Origin of the sequence: Streptomyces fuscichromogenes, assembly GCF_014645815.1 — a bacterium.
GTDB classification, from domain to species: domain Bacteria; phylum Actinomycetota; class Actinomycetes; order Streptomycetales; family Streptomycetaceae; genus Streptomyces; species Streptomyces fuscichromogenes.
This window is the reverse complement of record NZ_BMML01000009.1, coordinates 284,174-301,278: the sequence shown is the minus strand read 5'-3', so window position 1 is coordinate 301,278 and position 17,105 is coordinate 284,174. Positions and strand designations below refer to the sequence as shown.

Here is a 17,105-nt window from a genome sequence, read left to right as displayed (position 1 = left end):
CCCCCGCCGCCGCACATCACAGAAATGTCGACTAATGAACAAGGCCACCGCCACTCGGCCGCACATCGTGTCTATGCCCTGTCAGTTTTCTTTCAGACCGGGCCAGTTGGGCACGTCGGACGCTCGAAGCCGGAGTGTTCGGCACATACCTCATCGTTCCGGTGCGAACGGCTCCTTCTCCGCCGTCGCCCGCCTCGGCAGCGCGAACATCAGCAGGAAGATCAGGCCCAGCACCGCGGCGACCCACCCCAGCGCCCCCTGGAAGGCGTTCACGAAGGCCGGCCCCACCGGCTCCGACGTCAGGTTGTCGTCGACGGCGCCGTAGAAGACCACCGAGACCAGGCCGAGGCCGAGTGCGTTGCCCATCTGCTGGACGGTGTTGATCAGGCCGGAGGCGGAACCGGCGTGTTCGCGCGGTACCTCCGACAGCACGGCGTCCGTCAGCGGGGCGACGATCAGGCCCATGCCGACGCCCATCACGACCAGCGGCAGGGCCATCTGCCAGGAGGCGACGGCGAGGCCGTAGCGGTCCGACTCCCAGATGTAGAGCAGGACGCCGAGGGCCATCAGCAGGGCACCGGCCTGGAGCACCTTGCGGCCGAAGCGCGGGACCAGTTTCTGCACGGACAGGCCGGCCGCGACGGAGACCGACACCGAGAACGGCACCCCGGTCAGGCCGGCGTGCAACGGGGACCAGCCGAGACCGACCTGCATGTACAGCGTCCAGACCAGGAAGAAGATGCCGAGGGCGACCCCGAACACGGTCTGCACGGCGATACCGGCGGCGAAGCTCTTCACCGCGAAGAGGGAGGGTTCGATGAGCGGGGAGCCGTCACGGGCGGCCTTGCGGCGTTCGTAGGCGACGAGCGCGGCGAAGACGGCGAACGCGCCGGCCATCGACGCGTACCCCCACAGCGGCCAGCCCAGCTCGCGGCCGCGGGTCAGCGGGTAGAGCAGCATCAGCAGACCGAGGGTGACCAGGGCGACGCCGACGAGGTCGAGGCGCAGCGCGTGCGGGGCCCTGGATTCACCGATGTACCGGCGACCGAGGAGAAGGGCGGCGATGCCGACCGGGAGGTTGATCAGGAAGATCGGCCGCCATTCGAGGCCGAGGAGGTTCCACTCGGTGAGCAGCGCGCCGAGCAGCGGGCCGGAGACCGCGCCCAGCCCGACGATGGCGCCGAACAGGCCGAAGACCTTGCCGCGTTCGTGTGCCGGGAAGGTGGCGTGCACGATCGACAGGACCTGCGGGACCATCAGGGCGGCCATGCCGCCCTGCAGGATGCGGGAGGCGACGAGCATCTCGGGGCCGGCGGCGAAGCCGCACAGGGCCGAGGCGAGGGTGAAGCCCGCGACGCCGATCAGGAACAGACGCTTGCGGCCGTGGATGTCGCCGAGACGGCCGCCGGTGATCAGGCCGGCCGCGAAGGCCAGGGCGTAGCCGGCGGTTATCCACTGGATCTGGCCGACGGAGGCGCCGGCGTCCCGCTGGATGGAGGGGATCGCGATGTTGACGATCGTGACGTCGACCAGGTCCATGAAGGCCGCGGTCATGACGATGGCCAGGGCGAGCCAGCGGTGCGGTGCACCGGGGGCACCGGGGAGGGCCGACGGTCCGGGCGCCGTCGGGGTGGAGGTGGTCGGTCGGGTGGCGGTCGTGCGTGGCTGGTCGCGCAGTTCCCCGCGCCCCTTCGGGATGTCGGTGCCGACGTCGGTGGAGGTCATGACGTCACTCTAGGAACCGATTAGGACAGATCCTGTCCTACTTGTACGGCATCCTCTCCCGTATGACGACAGACACCCCGGCCCGGCTGCTCCAGCTCCTGTCTCTGCTTCAGACGCCCCGCGAGTGGCCGGGGGGTGAGCTGGCCGACCGGCTCGGGGTGTCCCGGCGTACCGTGCGGCGCGACATCGACCGGCTGCGGGAGCTTGGGTATCCCGTCGAGGCGAGCAAGGGGGCCGACGGGGGGTACCGGCTGGTCGCCGGGAAGGCGATGCCGCCGCTGCTGCTCGACGACGAGGAGGCCGTCGCCATCGCGGTCGGGCTGCGGGCCGGGGCCGGACACGCCGTGGAGGGCGTCGACGAGGCGTCGGTGCGGGCGCTGGCGAAGCTGGAGCAGGTGCTGCCGGCCCGGCTGCGGCACCGGGTGACCACGCTCCAGGCCGCGACCACACCGCTGACCATGGGGGACGGGGCGCTCATCGCGCCCGAGACGCTGACCGTGATGGCGTCGGCGGTCGCGGGGCAGGAGCGGTTGCGGTTCGCCTACCGGGCGGCGGACGGGAGCGAGACGCGGCGGCAGGCCGAGCCGTACCGGCTGGTGTCGACGGGGCGGCGCTGGTACCTCGTGGCGTACGACCTCGACCGCGACGACTGGCGGACGTTCCGGGTCGACCGGGTGAGCGAGCCGTTCGCCACCGGGGCCCGGTTCGCCCCGCGGGAGATGCCGACGGGGAGCGCGGCGGAATACCTGCGGCGGTCCATCCAACGGCGCAGGGAGACGTACGAGTTCACGGTCGCGTTCGCCGGGACGGTGGCGGAGCTGGCGGCCCGGCTGCCGGGGTGGCTGGGGACGTCGGTGGAGGAGGACGGGCGGTGTGTGCTGCGCGGGGAGAGCGGAGATCCGGTGGAGTGGCTGGCGGTGCGGCTGGCGATGGTGGGGTGCGAGTTCGCGGTGCGGGAGCCTGCGGAACTGGTGGCGTGTGTCAAGGAGTTGGGGGGTCGGCTGAGCCGGGCGGGGGGTGTGTGAGGGGGAGGGACCGGAGGGTGGGGCCGGGGGGTGGGGACGCTTGCCGGCGCTTGCCGGGTGCCGCTGCGCCCACCCGTGCCGCCCTGCGGCACGCCTGCCCGCAGCTAAGTAGCTGGGCCTGCCCGCAGCGGGGTGGCTGGGCCTGCCCGCGGCTGGGTGGCTGGGCGGTGGTCCGTCAGTCTTTGTCGGTCACGGGGTCCCATGCGAACCCCCGTAGCGCTTGCAGGTTCTGGAGGGCCAGGGTCGCTGGGCCCGCCGGGCCCGTGGCGGCGGCTGTGCCTGCCGCCCAGGACTCGACGGCCGCGCGTACCGCCGCGCCGGCCACCGCCGCGGTGAAGCGGAGACGGGCGGGCGGGGCGGCGGCGTCGATGGTGGTGGCGGTGCGTTCCGCCAGGATCGAGGTCAGGAGGCGGTCCGAGGACTGGCACACCTCCGCCCAGACCTTGCGCAGGGCCGGGCTCGTGTCGGCCAGGTGGATCAGGGTGCGGACCCATTCCCAGGAGGCGGCGGAGACCCCCGCGCCCGGCGTCAGGGTGTGGCGGACGGCGTGTTCCAGGGCCTCGGGGACGGAGAGGGCCGCGGGGGCCGATCGCACCGCCTCCGTCCAGCACTGGGCGCCCGCCGCGTAGAGCGGGGCGACCGCCTCCTCCTTCGTGGCGAAGTAGCGGTAGAACGTGCGGGGGGCGATGCCCGCGGCGTGGGCGATGTCCTCGGCTCGCGTGGCCCGCAGGCCCTGCCGCATGAAGAGGCCCGCGGCCGCCCGGGCGATCTCCATGCGGGTCTCCGCCTTGCGCCGTTCCGTGAGGGAGAGGGGCGCGAAGTCCTGCGCGGGGGTGTCGCCGACGGTGCTGGGGCTGCTCACCTCGGCAGGCTATGCCGCTGTGGCAGAATCTGCCATCCGGTGGTTCACCCCGTGGTTCAGGTACGGGGTGAACCACCGTCTCGGCTTTTCACGGCCCGCGTGGAGGGTGTGGAGCCGGGCTCCGGCGCCCGGGGGGGGATGGGCGCCGGAGCCCGGCTCTGGGAGAGTCCCGGCGCCGGGGGGATGGTGCGTCGGGACGTGGCTTGTCGACGGGGTACGGGAGCAGGCGTCGTGTGTGAGGGGCAGGGGGCGGCGCCGGTCCGCCGTGGTCCTCGACTCCCCGGCCCGGGATGGTTGTTCCCTACACGCGGAACCTTGAAGCGGCGGTACCGCGCCATGTTTGCGCCGTCTTCCGCCACCCGGCGTACGCGTCCCGCGTGAGTGGGGTGTCGCGCGCGCTCGGCACGCGAGCCCCACTCCGGTGCGGCCCCGTGCGGCCCCGGTCCCCGTACAACTCCCTTACGCCGCCGGCTCGAACCCTGTGGAGCGGGCCAGCTTCTTCAGCTCCAGCAGCGCGTGCTTCTCGATCTGGCGGATGCGCTCGCGGGTCAGGCCGTGCTCCTTGCCGACCTCGGTCAGCGTGCGCTCACGACCGTCCTCGATGCCGTACCGCATCTTGATGATGGAGGCCGTGCGCTGGTCCAGGCGGCCGATCAGGTCGTCCAGTTCCTCGCTGCGCAGCAGGGTCAGGACCGACTGCTCGGGACTGACCGCCGAGGTGTCCTCCAGCAGGTCGCCGAACTGGGTCTCGCCCTCGTCGTCCACCGACATGTTCAGCGAGACCGGGTCACGGGCCCAGTCCAGGACGTCGATGACGCGCTCCGGCGTGGAGTCGAGCTCGGCGGCGATCTCCGCGGGCTCCGGCTCGCGGCCGTGCTCCCGGTTGAACTCCCGCTGGACGCGCCGGATCCGGCCGAGCTCCTCCACCAGGTGGACGGGGAGCCGGATGGTCCGGGACTGGTCGGCGATGGAGCGGGTGATCGCCTGGCGGATCCACCAGGTGGCGTACGTCGAGAACTTGAAGCCCTTGCGGTAGTCGAACTTCTCGACGGCGCGCACCAGACCGGCGTTGCCCTCCTGGATCAGGTCGAGGAGGGGCAGACCGCTCCTCGGGTAGCGCCGGGCGACGGCCACGACCAGGCGGAGGTTGGAGCGGATGAAGACGTCCTTCGCCCGCTCCCCGGCGGCGACGAGCGCCTCCAGCTCCGCACGGGTGGCGTCCGACGCCGACTCCTCCTCGCCGTCGAGGACCTGCTGCGCGAACACGCCCGCCTCTATGGTCTGGGACAACTCGACTTCCTTGGCGGCGTCGAGGAGCGGTGTGCGCGCGATCTCGTCGAGGTACATGCCGACCAGATCGCGGTCGGCGATCTCGGCGCCGTGGCCGCGAACGCCGCGGGCGCGAACACTGCTTGCCGAGTCGGCCGTCTCGCCGGTGGCGGCGGACTGACGACGGGCGACGGCACGGGTTGCCATGCGTGCTCCCTTGCGATGGTGGGCGGGCGGGTGGTCCTGTCGGTTCTTCTCGGTCCTTCGGTGGATGCCCGGCGCTCCGCCTGCGGTGCCCCGGAACTCCACTCCTGGAACTCCTGGGACTCTGGCCGAGTGCCCGGCATCCGAAGGAAACAACGACTGGAATCCGGACAGAATTCCCACGCCACCCCCCGGATTTTCTGATCATGCAGTACCCTGTCCGACCACGTGAGGAGGCGCAGTGCCGTCAGAACGTACAGAGGTGCAGGTCAGGCCAGGAGCCGAGGGAGACCTCGAAGCCCTCACGGAGATCTACAACCACTACGTTCGTGAGACGTCCATCACATTCGACACGGTGGTCTTCACGCCGGAAGAGCGTCGTCCGTGGCTGCTCTCCCACCCGGAAGACGGCCCATACCGCCTGATGGTTGCCACCGCGGCGGACTCACAGGAGATTCTCGGCTACGCCACATCCAGCCCCTACCGCGTGAAACCGGCCTACTCGACCTCCGTGGAGACCACGGTGTACGTCGCGCCGGAGGCCGGCCGGCGCGGGATCGGCACGCTCCTGTACACGGCGCTCTTCGAGGCTCTCGCGGGCGAGGACCTGCACCGCGCCTACGCGGGCATCGCGCAGCCGAACGAGGCGTCCACCCGGCTGCACGAGCGCTTCGGCTTCCGGTACGTCGGCACGTACCGCGAGGTGGGCCGCAAGTTCGGCCGCTACTGGGACGTGGCCTGGTACGAGCGGCCGCTGTAGGCCACCCACCGGCCACCACGGGCCACCGACCGGTCCCACGCCGACCCCGACCGGTCCCCCGCCGACCCCGCCCGGCCCCGCGCTCCGTCAGCCGAACTGCACCGACCGCTTCGCCATCCCCATCCAGAACCCGTCGATCACCGACTTCTGCGCGTCCAGTTCGCCGCCCGCCTCGGCCGCGCCCATGGTGACGAAGAGCGGGGCGAAGTGCTCGGTGCGCGGGTGGGCGTAACGGCCGGCCGGGGCCTTGTCGAGGAAGTCGAGAAGGGCGTCCCAGTCGCGGTTCTCCAGCGCCCGGTGCCCCCAGTCGTCGAACTCGGAGGACCAGGTCGGCACGCCGCTGCCGAGGTGGCGCAGGGCGGCGAGGTTGTGGGTGAAGAAGCCGGAGCCGACGATCAGCACGCCCTCGTCGCGCAGCGGGGCGAGCCGGCGGCCGATCTCCATCAGACGGACCGGGTCGAGGGTGGGCATGGAGATCTGGAGGACAGGAATGTCCGCGGCCGGGAACATCTCCACCAGGGGCACGTAGGCACCGTGGTCGAGGCCGCGGTCCGGGATGTCCTGCACCGGGGTGCCGGGGGCGCGCAGCAGCTTGCGCACGGACTCGGCGAGCTCGGGCGCGCCCGGGGCCGCGTACCGCACCTGGTAGTAGTGCTCCGGGAAGCCCCAGAAGTCGTAGACGAGGGGGACGGTCTGTACGGCACCGAGGGCGAGCGGGGCCTCCTCCCAGTGGGCGGAGACCATCAGGATCGCCTTGGGGCGGGGCAGACCCGCGCTCCAGGCCGCGAGCTCGCCGGGCCAGACGGGGTCGTCGGCGAGCGGCGGCGCGCCATGACTCAGGTAGAGGGCGGGCATACGCTCCTGTACGGCGGCGGACATCGCGGCGGCTCCCTCCGAGTGCCGGGCCTTCCCGGCCTCCACGGTTCTCACAGTTCTCACGGTCGGTTCTTATGTTTTAACTCTCAAGCTTTCTGCACACCACCTTACGCCCCACTTGTTTAATCTTCAAGGAGAGGCCTCTTACAGTGGGATCCATGAACACGGCATCCGAATCCGCCACCGCGCAGAGCCGCTGGCTCGACGACCACGAGCAGCGTGTCTGGCGCTCGTATCTGCACGCCACGACCCTGCTGGAGGACCATCTGGACCGTCAGCTCCAGCGTGACGCGGGGATGCCGCACATCTACTACGGCCTGCTCGTCGGGCTCGCCGAGTCGCCCGAGCAGCGGCTGCGGATGACCGAGCTGGCGATGAAGTCGAAGATCACCCGGTCCCGGCTCTCGCACGCCGTCGCCCGCCTGGAGAAGAACGGCTGGGTACGGCGGGAGGACTGCCCCTCCGACAAGCGGGGCCAGTTCGCCGTCCTGACCGACGAGGGCGCCGAGGTGCTGCGGCGCACCGCACCGGGCCATGTGACCGCCGTACGGCAGGCGTTGTTCGAGCGGCTGAGCCCGGAACAGCAGCAGGCCCTCGGCGAGATCATGCAGATCGTCGCCGAGGGCCTGCAGCCCAACGAAGCGGGCGCGGACCTGCCCTGGCTCCGCTGAGGAGCGCAGGAACAGGTCCGCGTTGCGGGTACCCGGGGAGTTGCTCAGCGGCTCAGTGGGCGACCACCGGGACCGCCACCTCGTCCTCGGCGCCCTCGCCGGAGGCCACCGTCGTGGTGTCCGGCTTGCCGGCGTTGACCAGGGCCACCACGATGACCGCGGCCAGCACCAGCATGCCGACGGCGACCCAGATCGCGTTGGCGTAGCCGTGCACCGCGCCCTCCATCTGGACCAGCTGCTGCTGCGACTTGGAGGTCGCGGTCGCGATGTGGTCCTTGATGTACGCCGTCGTCGCGGAGGCGGCGATCGTGTTCAGCAGGGCCGTACCGATGGCGCCGCCGACCTGCTGCGAGGTGTTGACCATCGCGGAGGCGACACCGGCGTCCCGGGGCTCGACGCCGAGCGTGGCCAGGGACATGGCCGGCATGAACGCCGTACCCATGCCGAGACCGAGCAGCAGCATCGCCGGCAGGATCGTCGAGGCGTACGACGAGCCGATCTCCATCTGGGTCATGACCAGCATGCCGGCCGCGGCGACCAGGAAGCCGGGGCCCATCAGGGTCCGGGCCGGGACCCGGGTCATCAGCCGGGCGCCGATCTGGGTCGAGCCGACCATCATGCCCGCGATCATCGGCAGGAAGGCGAAGCCGGTCTTGATCGGCGAGAAGCCCTTGATGACCTGGAGGTAGTAGGTGAGGAAGAGGAAGGTGCCGAACATCGCGATGACCGCGATGCCGAGGGAGAGGTAGATACCGCCGCGGTTGCGGTCGAGAACCACGCGCAGCGGCAGCAGCGGGGCCTTGATCCGCATCTCGGTGACGACGAACGCGATCAGCAGCACCGCGGAGGCGACGAACAGGCCGACGGTGGTGGCGTCGCCCCAGCCGTCGGTCTCGGCGCGGGTGAAGCCGTACACCAGCGAGACCAGGCCGAGGGTGGACAGGAGGACGCCGGGGATGTCGAGCGGGTTGCGGTTGCGGCCGCCCTCCGGCTCCCGGATGACGAAGTACGCGCCGAGCGCGGCGACGACGGCGAACGGGATGTTCACGAAGAACGTCCAGCGCCAGTCCAGGTACTCGGTGAGCACACCGCCGAGGATGAAGCCGACGGCGCCGCCGCCACCGGCGATCGCGCCGTAGATGCCGAACGCCTTGGCGCGCTCCTTGGCGTCCGTGAACATCACGGCGAGCAGGGAGAGCGCGGCCGGGGCGAGCATGGCGCCGAAGACGCCCTGGAGGGCGCGGGCGCCGAACATCATCGCGCCGCTGGTCGCGGCGCCGCCGAGCGCGGAGGCGGCGGCGAAGCCGGTCAGGCCTATGACGAAGGCCCGCTTGCGGCCCCACAGGTCGGCGATCCGGCCGCCGAAGAGGAGGAGTCCGCCGAAGGCGAGGGCGTAGGCGGTGACGACCCACTGCCGGTTGCCGTCGGAGATGCCCAGGTCGGTCTGGGCGGAGGGCAGTGCGATGTTCACGATGGTGGCGTCTAGGACGACCATCAGCTGGGCGAGCGCGATGAAGACGAGCGCCTTCCAGCGGTTGGCATCACCGGACTGTGCCGGTGCGCCGGTAGCCTTGGCGGCTGTTTCTGACATGGGGGTACCCACTTCGTTACTTCGTGACGGAAAAAGTGATGCCTGTGGTGAGGGACCGGCGAACGGCCCCGGACTAATCGGCCTGATCGGCCGGAACGGCCGGAACGGTCGGAACGGTTGGATCGGCCTGATCGGCCTGATCGGCGATACGCGGCTGGGTCGGCAGGGTCGGGTGGGTCAGGCCTGGCGCAGGTCCTCCATGGTCACGGCCGTGCCCGGCAGGACGGAGCGGGCCGGCGCCCGCAGCCCGTCCAGGAACAGCTGCAGGTGGCGGTGGACGAAGCGGTCGTTGACCAGGCAGCCGGTGCCGGCCGGGGGCCGGCTGAGCTGGGCCGCGGCGATCATCACATCGCCGACGCCCACGTCCGGACGGAGCTGTCCGGCCGCCTTGGCGCGGTCCATGAGCTGCCCGATGAGCTGCTCGCACCGCTCCCGCGCCGCTTCCAGGTCGGGGTGGTTCTGGTCGAAGGTGCTGGCGACCATCGGGCACAGCGCGCTGACCCGCTCGTCGGCGGACGTGTGCACGAAGCGTTCCAGCGCCTCGAAGGCGTCCCCGCTCTCCGCGAGCGCCAGCTCGGCCGCTTCCGACGTCCGGTCCATCACGGAACAGACGACCTCGCGGACCAGCGCGTCACGGTCGGGGAAGTTGCGGTACACCGTGGCATTGCCGACGCCGGCCCGGCGGGCGATGTCGTCGAGCGGCACGTCGGGGCCGTACTCGGTGAACATCTCGCGGGCGGCGGTGACGATCCGCTCCCGGTTGCGCAGGGCGTCGGCGCGGGGCCTGGGCGCCTTGCGCACGGCGGGGACGGCGATCGCGGTCTGCACGGCGCACTCCTGGTCTCCGGATTTCCGCGATCCGGGGAGGCGCTCCCCGTTTCGCGCGGACACAGGTCTAAACGGGGAACCGGTCCCCGGTTATTTCCGCACCCTCCGCGAACTTCATGTGACCTGAGTCACGCCATCTGATGCCGTACGGCTCGGGCGGGGCGGGACATCCCACGATCGGCCTCTCCAGCGCGCGCCCGCCGCCCCCTCGACACAGGGTGATCGAAAGGGTGCAGCCGGAGACCGGCGGCTGCCGTGGCGCGAAAGGCCCATGCATGCAGCCGCAGCCCCGCCGCCGAACACCCCTGAGCCTCATGGGCCTCCTGAGGCTCGCAGGCCTCACCAGCCGCCGGACCGCACCGCACCGTCGAACGTCGTCGGCACGTCGAACGTCGTCGGCACGTCGTACGCCATCGGCGCGCCGCATGCCACCGGCGCGCCGCACGCCACCGGCGCGCCGCACGCCACCCGTGCGCCGCATGCCACCCGCGCGTCTTACGCCGTCGACGCAACGAACGGCGCCGACGCAACGGTCGGCGTCCACGCAACGGTCGGCGCCGGTCCGCCGGATACGGCCGGGCCGTCGCATACGCCCCCGCCGTGCGGTCTGCCTCGCCGCCGTCGCCGCGCTGATCCTCGCGGTCGGCACCTCGGCGGGCGCCGGGCACCTCACGGCGGCCCCCACACCGGCCGGCGCCGGTCCGATCGCGCTGGCCCGCTCCTCCGTCTACGGCCCCTGCATGATCAGCGGCGGCCGCGACATCCAGATGACCGAGGGCGTCCCCACCCCGGGCGGCTACTCCCGCTCCACCGGCACCGTGCACGCCCTCACCCTGATGGTCGACTTCCCCGACGCGCCCGGCCAGGGCAGCGCGCTCGACCGCTACCGCGAGTTCTTCCCGCAGACCCAGGACTGGTTCCGCACCGCCTCCTACGGCAAGCTCGACTACCAGGCCGCCGCCCCGATCGACCACTGGCTGCGGATGCCCAGGGCGTTCAGCGCGTACGGGATAGAGCGCGGCGCGCCCTTCGACCCCGGTTACCGGCAGCTGGTCCAGGACATCGTGGCCGCCGCCGACCCGGACGTGGACTTCCGGTCGTACGACCTCCTGAACGTGCTGGTCACCCCGAACGCCGGGCCCTCCGCCCTGGACACCGTGCTGTCGGTGACCTTCGCCGGCAACGGCGACGCCCCGGTCGCCGACGGCACGCCGGTCGCCAACGCCTCCTTCGTCTACTCCCGCCAGGACGACGGCTCCGGCTCCTTCGCCCGCACCGGCTACCGGGTCCTCCCCCACGAGAACGGCCATGTCTTCGGCCTGCCCGACCTCTACACCCAGGAGGGCGGGGGCGCGGTCGGGCACTGGGACATCATGAGCGAGGACTGGGGCGCCGACAACGACTTCCTCGGCTGGCACAAGTGGAAGCTGGGCTGGCTGGACGCCGACCAGGTCAGCTGCGCGACGGCCCGGGGCGGCACCGAGTACACGCTGACCCCGCTCTCCCGGGCCGGCGGACCCAAGCTCGTCTTCGTCCCCGTCGACGCCCGCACCGGCTATGCCCTGGAGGTGCGCACCAAGGGCGGCAACGACGAGGAGATCTGCCGTCCCGGTGTCCTCGTCTACAAGGTCGACGCGAACGTCGACACCGGCCGCGGGCCGATCAAGGTGTACGACGCCCACCGCGACAGCGGCGGCTGCACCCACAGCCCCAACGTCCAGGCGGAACTCTCCGACGCCCCGTTCGGTCCGGGCGAGAGCTTCAAGGACCCGGGACACGGGATCGAGGTACAGGTGACGGGGGTGGACGCGGAGGGGAACTACCGGGTGCGGGTGACACGGGGGTAGGGGGTCGTGGGGGCGGTCGGATGGTGTGGGGGCGGTCGGGCGGTGTGGGTGCGGGTCGTGGGGCGGGTGCAGGTCGTGGGGCGGGTGCAGGTCGTGGGGCTGGGGGCGGGTGCAGGTCGTGGGGCGGGTGCAGGTAGGTGGGGGCCGGTCGCGTGGTTCCCCGCGCGCCTGACGGGGCGCTGCCCGGACGGGTGCGGGTTGCCGGAGGCGGCGCCGGGCAGGTGGGGCACGGTTTACGGTGATCGTGGAAACCCTCGTACCGGAGCCGGAGAGTCGATGACCGCCCCCTTGTCCCCCTCCCCCGCGGCGCACGAGCCGCCCGCCGAGGCGGTGACGCCCCTGATCCGGGGCGTGGCGGTGCTGGCGGCGCTGACCGAGGCGGGCGGGACGCTGAGCGCGAGCGCGCTGGAACGGCGTACCGGACTCGCCCGTTCCACGGTGGACCGCATCACCGCGACCCTCTCCCGCATGGGTTACGTCCGCCCGGACGGCCGGGAGTCGGTGCTCACCCCCCGGGTGATGGAGCTGGGCAACGCCTACCTGGCCGCCCTCCGCCTGCCGGCGTTGCTCGACACGCACGCCGACGCCCTCGCCGACGAACTGGACGAGTCGGTGTCCCTCGCGGTCGCCGACCGCGACGGCATCCGGTTCATCCACCAGGCGACCCGCCGCCGCGCGATGTCCGTCAGCTTCCGCATCGGCGACCTGCTGCCGGCCGAACGCACCGCCCCCGGCCCGCTGTTCGCGGCCGAGTGGACGGAGCGGGAGTGGGTGGCCTGGCGGGCGCGGCGCGCGGCGGACCCGACGGACGCCGGCTTCCCGGCCGTACCGCCCCGGAGCCCGGCCGCCGCCGACGACTTCGAGGCGCGGGCCGAGCGGACCCGGCACACCGGCTGGGCACTGGACGACCAGCTGGTCGAACCGGGCCTGGTCGCGGTCTCCGTACCGGTGCGCGACCCGGGCACCGGACGGGTCGCGTGTGTGGCGAGCGTGGTCAGCCACACCAGCCGGCACACGGCGGCGGACCTGCGCGAGACCCTGCTCCCCCGGCTGCGCACGGCGGTGGCGGCGATGGAGACGGAGCTGCGCGAGGCCGCGGCCCGGCCCGCGGAGCCGGGCCCGCCGCCCTCCGGCCTCGCCGTGTGGACCACGGCCTCCAAGCACGAACTCGGCCGCGACTTCGTGGAGTCGCTGGCCCGGGGCCTGACGGTGCTGACGGCCTTCGGCGAGGGCCGCTCCGCGCTGACCCTGACGGACGTGGCGAAGGCCACCGGCCTGACCCGGGCGACGGCCCGGCGGGCTCTGATCACCTACGCGCACCTGGGCCTGGTGACCGCGGACGGACGCGACTTCGCCCTCACTCCCAGGGTGCTGTCCCTGGGCTACCCGCCGCTGTCCCGCACCACCCTCGCCCGCCTCGCGGACCCCCGGCTGCGCGCTCTGGCGGACCGACTGCACGAGCCGACGGCGCTGGCGGTACGGGTGCCGGGGGCCGATCCGGCGGAGATCCAGTACGTCGCGGTGGCAGCCGCGAGCCGGGTCCTGACCGTGGACGTCACGGTGGGCACCCGGCTGCCGGCAGGCCGTACCGCGCTCGGCCGGGCCCTGCTGGGTCTCACCGGACCGGACGGCTACGCCCTGGCGGACGAGGAGCTGGAGTCGGGCCTGCGCTCGATCGCGGTACCGGTACGGGACCGGACGGGCCACCCGGTCGCCGCCCTGAACGTGGCCACCCACGCGGCCCGCCGCACCCTGGCGGAGTGCGTGAGCGAGGTGCTGCCCGCCCTGCACGCCACGGCGGCCCAGGTCCAGGACGACCTGCACATCGCGTCCCGCTTCACCCACGTCCCGCTCTCCTGAACTCGGCCGGAAGCAGAAGAAAGTGCCGGTGCCGGGCGTCCCTCCCAGCACCGGCCGGGACCGTGCGCCGCTCAGGCACGGTCCGTCCGGGGTGTGATGCGGCGTGATGCGGTCCCACGTGATGCGGCGTGATGCGGTCCCACGTGATGCGGCGTGATGCGGTCCCACGTGATGCGGCGTGATGCGATGCGACGTGGTGCGGCGTGATGCGGCGTGATGCGATGTGGCGTGGTGCGGCTCAGGCGACGGCCGTCCGCTCCCGTTGCGGCTCCTCGGCCTCCTCCTGCGCCCTGGTCTCGCCCCGCAGTCCGGGCAGTACCGCGAGGACGATCATCGTCCCGGCGGCCATGATGATCCCGCCGATCAGGCTGGTCCGCGCGACGCCGTGGGCGAAGGACTCGTGGACGGCGTCGAGCAGGGCCTGGGCCTGCTGCGGGCCTCCGGCGGCCGGGTTCTTCGCGACCTGCCCGGCGACGACGATCCCGCCGCCCACCGAGTCCTTGGCGGTGTCCAGCGCGGCGGCCGGGAGACGGCTGCCGACCAGGCCGGTCAGCTTGTCCCGGTAGGCGGTGCCGAGCAGCGAGCCGAGGATCGCGATGCCCAGGGAGCCGCCGAGCTCCAGCGCGGTGTCGTTGGCACCGCCGCCGACGCCCAGCTCCGACTCGGGGAAGGAGCCCATGATCGTGTCGGTCGCCGGGGAGACACTGAGGCCGATCGCGAAGCCGAGCATCATCATCGTCGGCAGGAAGTCGGTGTAGCCCGAACCCTTGTCGATCCGCGTGAGCAGGAAGACGGCCGCTGTTCCGATCGCCATGCCGGTCACCACCATGGGCTTCATGCCCAGCTTGGGCGTCAGCCGCCCGGTGATCGCGGCGCCCGCGAAGACGGCTCCGGCCAGCGGCAGCAGCCGTACGCCGGTCTCCAGCGCGCTGTAGCCGAGGACGAACTGCAGGAACTGGGTGGCGTAGTAGATCGCGCCGAACGTACCGAAGAAGAAGAACAGCACCGCGAGCATCGACCCGGAGAAGGGCCGCAGACCGAACCTGCGGACGTTCAGCATGGGGTGCGGGTGCCGCAGTTCCCAGCCCACGAACGCCACCAGGCCGGCACCCGCCACGACGGCCGCGGTGACCGGGCCCCGGCCCCAGCCGAAGTGCGGGCCCTCGATGGTCGCGTAGACCAGGCTGCCCACCGAGACGATCGACAGCAGTCCGCCGACGTAGTCGATCCGGCCGAGCCCGTCCGCCCTGGACGGCGGCACGAGGGTGAGGGCGCCGAGGACGGCGACGACGGCTATCGGGACGTTGATGAGGAAGGTGGACCCCCAGGCGTGGTCCTCCAGGAGCCAGCCGGCCACCAGCGGGCCGACCGCGATGGCCAGGCCGGAGGTGGCGGTCCAGGCGGTGATGGCCTTGGCGCGCTCGTTCCTCGGGAAGACCGCGACGAGCAGTGACAGCGTGGCCGGCATCACCACGGCGGCGCCCACGCCCATGATCGCGCGGGCGGCGATGACCAGGTCGGTGTGGTGGACCTGGCTGCCCATGACCGAGCCGCCGGCGAAGACCAGCAGGCCCAGGACCAGGGCGCCGCGGCGGCTGTACTTGTCGCCGATCGAGCCGAGCACCAGCATCAGCGCGGCGTAGGGGACGGTGTAGCCGTCGATCACCCATTGCAGGTCGCTGCTGGACAGGCCGAGGTCCGTGGTCATGTCCGGTGCCGCCACGATCAGCGACGTGTTCGCCATGACGACGATCAACAGGCTCAGGCACAGCACGACCAGGGCCCACCAACGCCGTGGATACGGCTCGCTCATCTTCTCGACGGGGGTGTTGGCAAGAAACGGCACGGGGGTCTCCCAGGGACGTGGGGTACGAGAGGGCGTCTTAATTGCCCATCGATGTGCAGGCTATTTTATTACTCACCCGTGTGCAACTATCGAGGAGCCTCCCCCGCCCCCAGCCCGGAGAGACCGACGTGACCAGCCGACCCGCCCGACTCCCGCCCCGCGGCCACGATCCACACCTCACCGGAACCGGACCCGGAACCGGCGCTGCCGCCGACGCCCGTACCGCCCGTACCGCCCGTGTCGCCCGTGTCGCCCGTACTCGCGCCCGCATCCTGGAAGCGGCCCGGCGCGAACTCGGCCGCAATCCCGACTGCACGCTCGCGGACATCGCCGAGGCCGCCGGGGTGGCACGGCGAACCGTCTACGTCCACTTCGCGGGCCGCGCCGCACTCGTCGAGGGGCTCGCCGCGGACGCCGCCGAGGCGGTCCGGCTCGCGAGCGAGGCCGCCCGCGTCCCGACGTCGGACGCGGCGACCGACCTGGCCCGCCTCGTCCTCACGCTGTGGCCGGCTGCCGACCGTTACCGCGTCCTCGTGAACCTCGCCCACCAGGACCTAGACGCCCACCGGGTGGACGAGCTGCTCGCACCGGTTCGCAGCGCGGTCGCCGGGATCCTCGTCCGGGGCCGGCGGCAGGGCGTCTTCCACACCACCCTCGGGCCCGGCCCGCTCACCCGGGCCCTGGAGGCATACCTGCTGTCCCTCCTGGACACCGCCAACTCGGGCGGCTGGGCCGCCGACGGCACCACAGCCGCCACCACCGCCCTGATCGTCGCGGGCGTCGCCAGCGACCTCGCCGCGATCACGGTCCAACGCCTCCACTGAAGGAGCCCTCCCCATGCACCCGCCCCAGCCACACGAGCCGTACGAGCCACAGGAGCCGTCCGGCACACACGAGCCGTACGGGACACACGAGCCGTACGCCCCTCGCAGCGCTCACACCGCTCACACCCCTCACGCCCCGGACCCGCACCCGCACCCGCACCCGCACCACGTACCGCCCGTCGCCGTGCCCCGGAAAGCCCGCCGCCCGGTCGTGATCGCCCTCGCACTCCCGCTTCTCCTGGCTCTCGTCGCCGTCGGCGTCGACCGCTTCACGGCCGCGCGGGTGGAGTCGCGCGCGGCGAAGGCGTTCCAGCAGGGCATGCGCACCTCCTCGGCGCCCGAGGTCCACGTGCACGGTTTCCCGGTCCTGACCCAGATCGCCTCCGGCAGCCTGCGGGACGTGGACATCACCGCCCGCGACATCCCCGCCGACGACTCGGCCGGCTCGCTGCCGGTGAGTGAACTCTCCCTGCACCTGGCGGGGTTGACGAAGTCCGACGACGACAGGCAGGCACGGGCCCGGTCGGCCGAGGCGACCGCGCGCCTGACCTACCCGGACCTCTCCGACGCCCTCGGCCTGGAGGTTTCCCGGGGCGGCCGCTCCGACCAGCTCACGGCGGCCGTAGCGCTCCCCCTCGGCAACAGCGTGACCACGACGGCGACCGTCTCGGCAGACACCGGCAACCGCGTCGCGTTCAAGAACTTCAAGGTCACGGGCGGCCTCCTGGCGGGGGCGGCGGAAGCGGTGCTCGACCGGGCCTTCGAGCAGCCCGTGCGGCTCCGGAACATCCCCGACGGCCTGCACCTGCGCTCGGTCACCGCAGCGCAGGGCGGCCTCGTCGCCCGCTTCTCGGGCACCTCGGTCACGTTCCGCGCCGAGGCCACCGCCCGTTCAGGGGACGGCGGTTGAGGACGAG

General features: G+C 72.2%; 14 protein-coding genes. 7 read left to right on the top strand and 7 right to left on the bottom strand.

Annotation, left to right across the window (positions count from 1 at the left end; all coding sequences use genetic code 11):
- Positions 1–150 precede the first annotated feature (150 nt).
- Complete coding sequence (locus IEZ11_RS21840; RefSeq protein ID WP_189264499.1) at positions 151–1,725, bottom strand: MFS transporter; 1,575 nt, start codon at positions 1,723–1,725, stop codon at positions 151–153.
- A 62-nt stretch (positions 1,726–1,787) separates the two neighbouring features.
- Here IEZ11_RS21840 and IEZ11_RS21835 point away from each other — a divergent pair, with 62 nt between their 5' ends.
- A complete protein-coding gene (locus IEZ11_RS21835; protein WP_189264498.1) occupies positions 1,788–2,750 on the top strand; it encodes a helix-turn-helix transcriptional regulator in 963 nt (320 codons plus the stop codon).
- Positions 2,751–2,925: 175 nt separating this feature from the next.
- Here IEZ11_RS21835 and IEZ11_RS21830 read toward each other — a convergent pair whose 3' ends face one another.
- Entirely contained in the window at positions 2,926–3,525 is a 600-nt protein-coding gene (locus IEZ11_RS21830; RefSeq protein ID WP_189264603.1) for a TetR/AcrR family transcriptional regulator, read from the bottom strand.
- A gap of 546 nt (positions 3,526–4,071) precedes the next feature.
- A complete protein-coding gene (locus IEZ11_RS21825; protein WP_189264497.1) occupies positions 4,072–5,088 on the bottom strand; it encodes a sigma-70 family RNA polymerase sigma factor in 1,017 nt (338 codons plus the stop codon).
- 238 nt (positions 5,089–5,326) lie between these two features.
- Between IEZ11_RS21825 and IEZ11_RS21820 the strand changes: the two genes are divergently transcribed.
- A complete protein-coding gene (locus IEZ11_RS21820) occupies positions 5,327–5,845 on the top strand; it encodes a GNAT family N-acetyltransferase (RefSeq protein WP_189264496.1) in 519 nt (172 codons plus the stop codon).
- Between the two features lie 87 nt (positions 5,846–5,932).
- Here IEZ11_RS21820 and IEZ11_RS21815 read toward each other — a convergent pair whose 3' ends face one another.
- The gene (locus IEZ11_RS21815) at positions 5,933–6,724 is read right to left on the bottom strand and encodes a dioxygenase family protein (protein ID WP_189264602.1); all 792 of its coding nucleotides are present in this window, start codon (positions 6,722–6,724) and stop codon (positions 5,933–5,935) included.
- Between the two features lie 155 nt (positions 6,725–6,879).
- Between IEZ11_RS21815 and IEZ11_RS21810 the strand changes: the two genes are divergently transcribed.
- Positions 6,880–7,392, top strand: coding sequence for a MarR family winged helix-turn-helix transcriptional regulator (locus IEZ11_RS21810; RefSeq protein ID WP_189264495.1), 513 nt, complete (start codon positions 6,880–6,882; stop codon positions 7,390–7,392).
- Between the two features lie 52 nt (positions 7,393–7,444).
- On the opposite strand, the gene IEZ11_RS21805 is transcribed toward IEZ11_RS21810, so the two are convergent.
- Together IEZ11_RS21805 and IEZ11_RS21800 are read right to left on the bottom strand one after the other, a co-directional pair.
- Entirely contained in the window at positions 7,445–8,983 is a 1,539-nt protein-coding gene (locus IEZ11_RS21805) for an MFS transporter (protein WP_189264494.1), read from the bottom strand.
- A 177-nt stretch (positions 8,984–9,160) separates the two neighbouring features.
- Positions 9,161–9,811, bottom strand: coding sequence for a TetR/AcrR family transcriptional regulator (locus tag IEZ11_RS21800; RefSeq protein ID WP_189264493.1), 651 nt, complete (start codon positions 9,809–9,811; stop codon positions 9,161–9,163).
- Positions 9,812–10,380: 569 nt separating this feature from the next.
- On the opposite strand from IEZ11_RS21800, the gene IEZ11_RS21795 reads away from it, so the two are divergent.
- On the top strand, positions 10,381–11,658 hold the full coding sequence (locus IEZ11_RS21795) for a M6 family metalloprotease domain-containing protein (protein WP_373294953.1): 1,278 nt from the start codon (positions 10,381–10,383) through the stop codon (positions 11,656–11,658).
- A gap of 276 nt (positions 11,659–11,934) precedes the next feature.
- Positions 11,935–13,518: an IclR family transcriptional regulator domain-containing protein gene (locus IEZ11_RS21790; RefSeq protein WP_189264491.1), complete on the top strand. Its 1,584-nt coding sequence runs from the start codon at positions 11,935–11,937 to the stop codon at positions 13,516–13,518.
- 238 nt (positions 13,519–13,756) lie between these two features.
- Here IEZ11_RS21790 and IEZ11_RS21785 read toward each other — a convergent pair whose 3' ends face one another.
- Positions 13,757–15,364: an MFS transporter gene (locus IEZ11_RS21785; protein WP_189264490.1), complete on the bottom strand. Its 1,608-nt coding sequence runs from the start codon at positions 15,362–15,364 to the stop codon at positions 13,757–13,759.
- Between the two features lie 128 nt (positions 15,365–15,492).
- On the opposite strand from IEZ11_RS21785, the gene IEZ11_RS21780 reads away from it, so the two are divergent.
- Positions 15,493–16,188, top strand: coding sequence for a TetR/AcrR family transcriptional regulator (locus tag IEZ11_RS21780; protein WP_189264489.1), 696 nt, complete (start codon positions 15,493–15,495; stop codon positions 16,186–16,188).
- A gap of 13 nt (positions 16,189–16,201) precedes the next feature.
- Entirely contained in the window at positions 16,202–17,098 is an 897-nt protein-coding gene (locus IEZ11_RS21775; protein WP_189264488.1) for an LmeA family phospholipid-binding protein, read from the top strand.
- The last annotated feature ends 7 nt before the right edge of the window (positions 17,099–17,105 follow it).

Coding starts and splice junctions, on each gene's coding strand:
- IEZ11_RS21830 (WP_189264603.1), bottom strand. CDS start 3,525: ATGGAGATCGCCCGGGCGGCCGCGGGCCTCTTCATGCGGCAGGGCCTG.
- IEZ11_RS21805 (WP_189264494.1), bottom strand. CDS start 8,983: ATGTCAGAAACAGCCGCCAAGGCTACCGGCGCACCGGCACAGTCCGGT.
- IEZ11_RS21825 (WP_189264497.1), bottom strand. CDS start 5,088: ATGGCAACCCGTGCCGTCGCCCGTCGTCAGTCCGCCGCCACCGGCGAG.
- IEZ11_RS21775 (WP_189264488.1), top strand. CDS start 16,202: ATGCACCCGCCCCAGCCACACGAGCCGTACGAGCCACAGGAGCCGTCC.
- IEZ11_RS21835 (WP_189264498.1), top strand. CDS start 1,788: ATGACGACAGACACCCCGGCCCGGCTGCTCCAGCTCCTGTCTCTGCTT.
- IEZ11_RS21790 (WP_189264491.1), top strand. CDS start 11,935: ATGACCGCCCCCTTGTCCCCCTCCCCCGCGGCGCACGAGCCGCCCGCC.
- IEZ11_RS21815 (WP_189264602.1), bottom strand. CDS start 6,724: ATGTCCGCCGCCGTACAGGAGCGTATGCCCGCCCTCTACCTGAGTCAT.
- IEZ11_RS21840 (WP_189264499.1), bottom strand. CDS start 1,725: ATGACCTCCACCGACGTCGGCACCGACATCCCGAAGGGGCGCGGGGAA.
- IEZ11_RS21810 (WP_189264495.1), top strand. CDS start 6,880: ATGAACACGGCATCCGAATCCGCCACCGCGCAGAGCCGCTGGCTCGAC.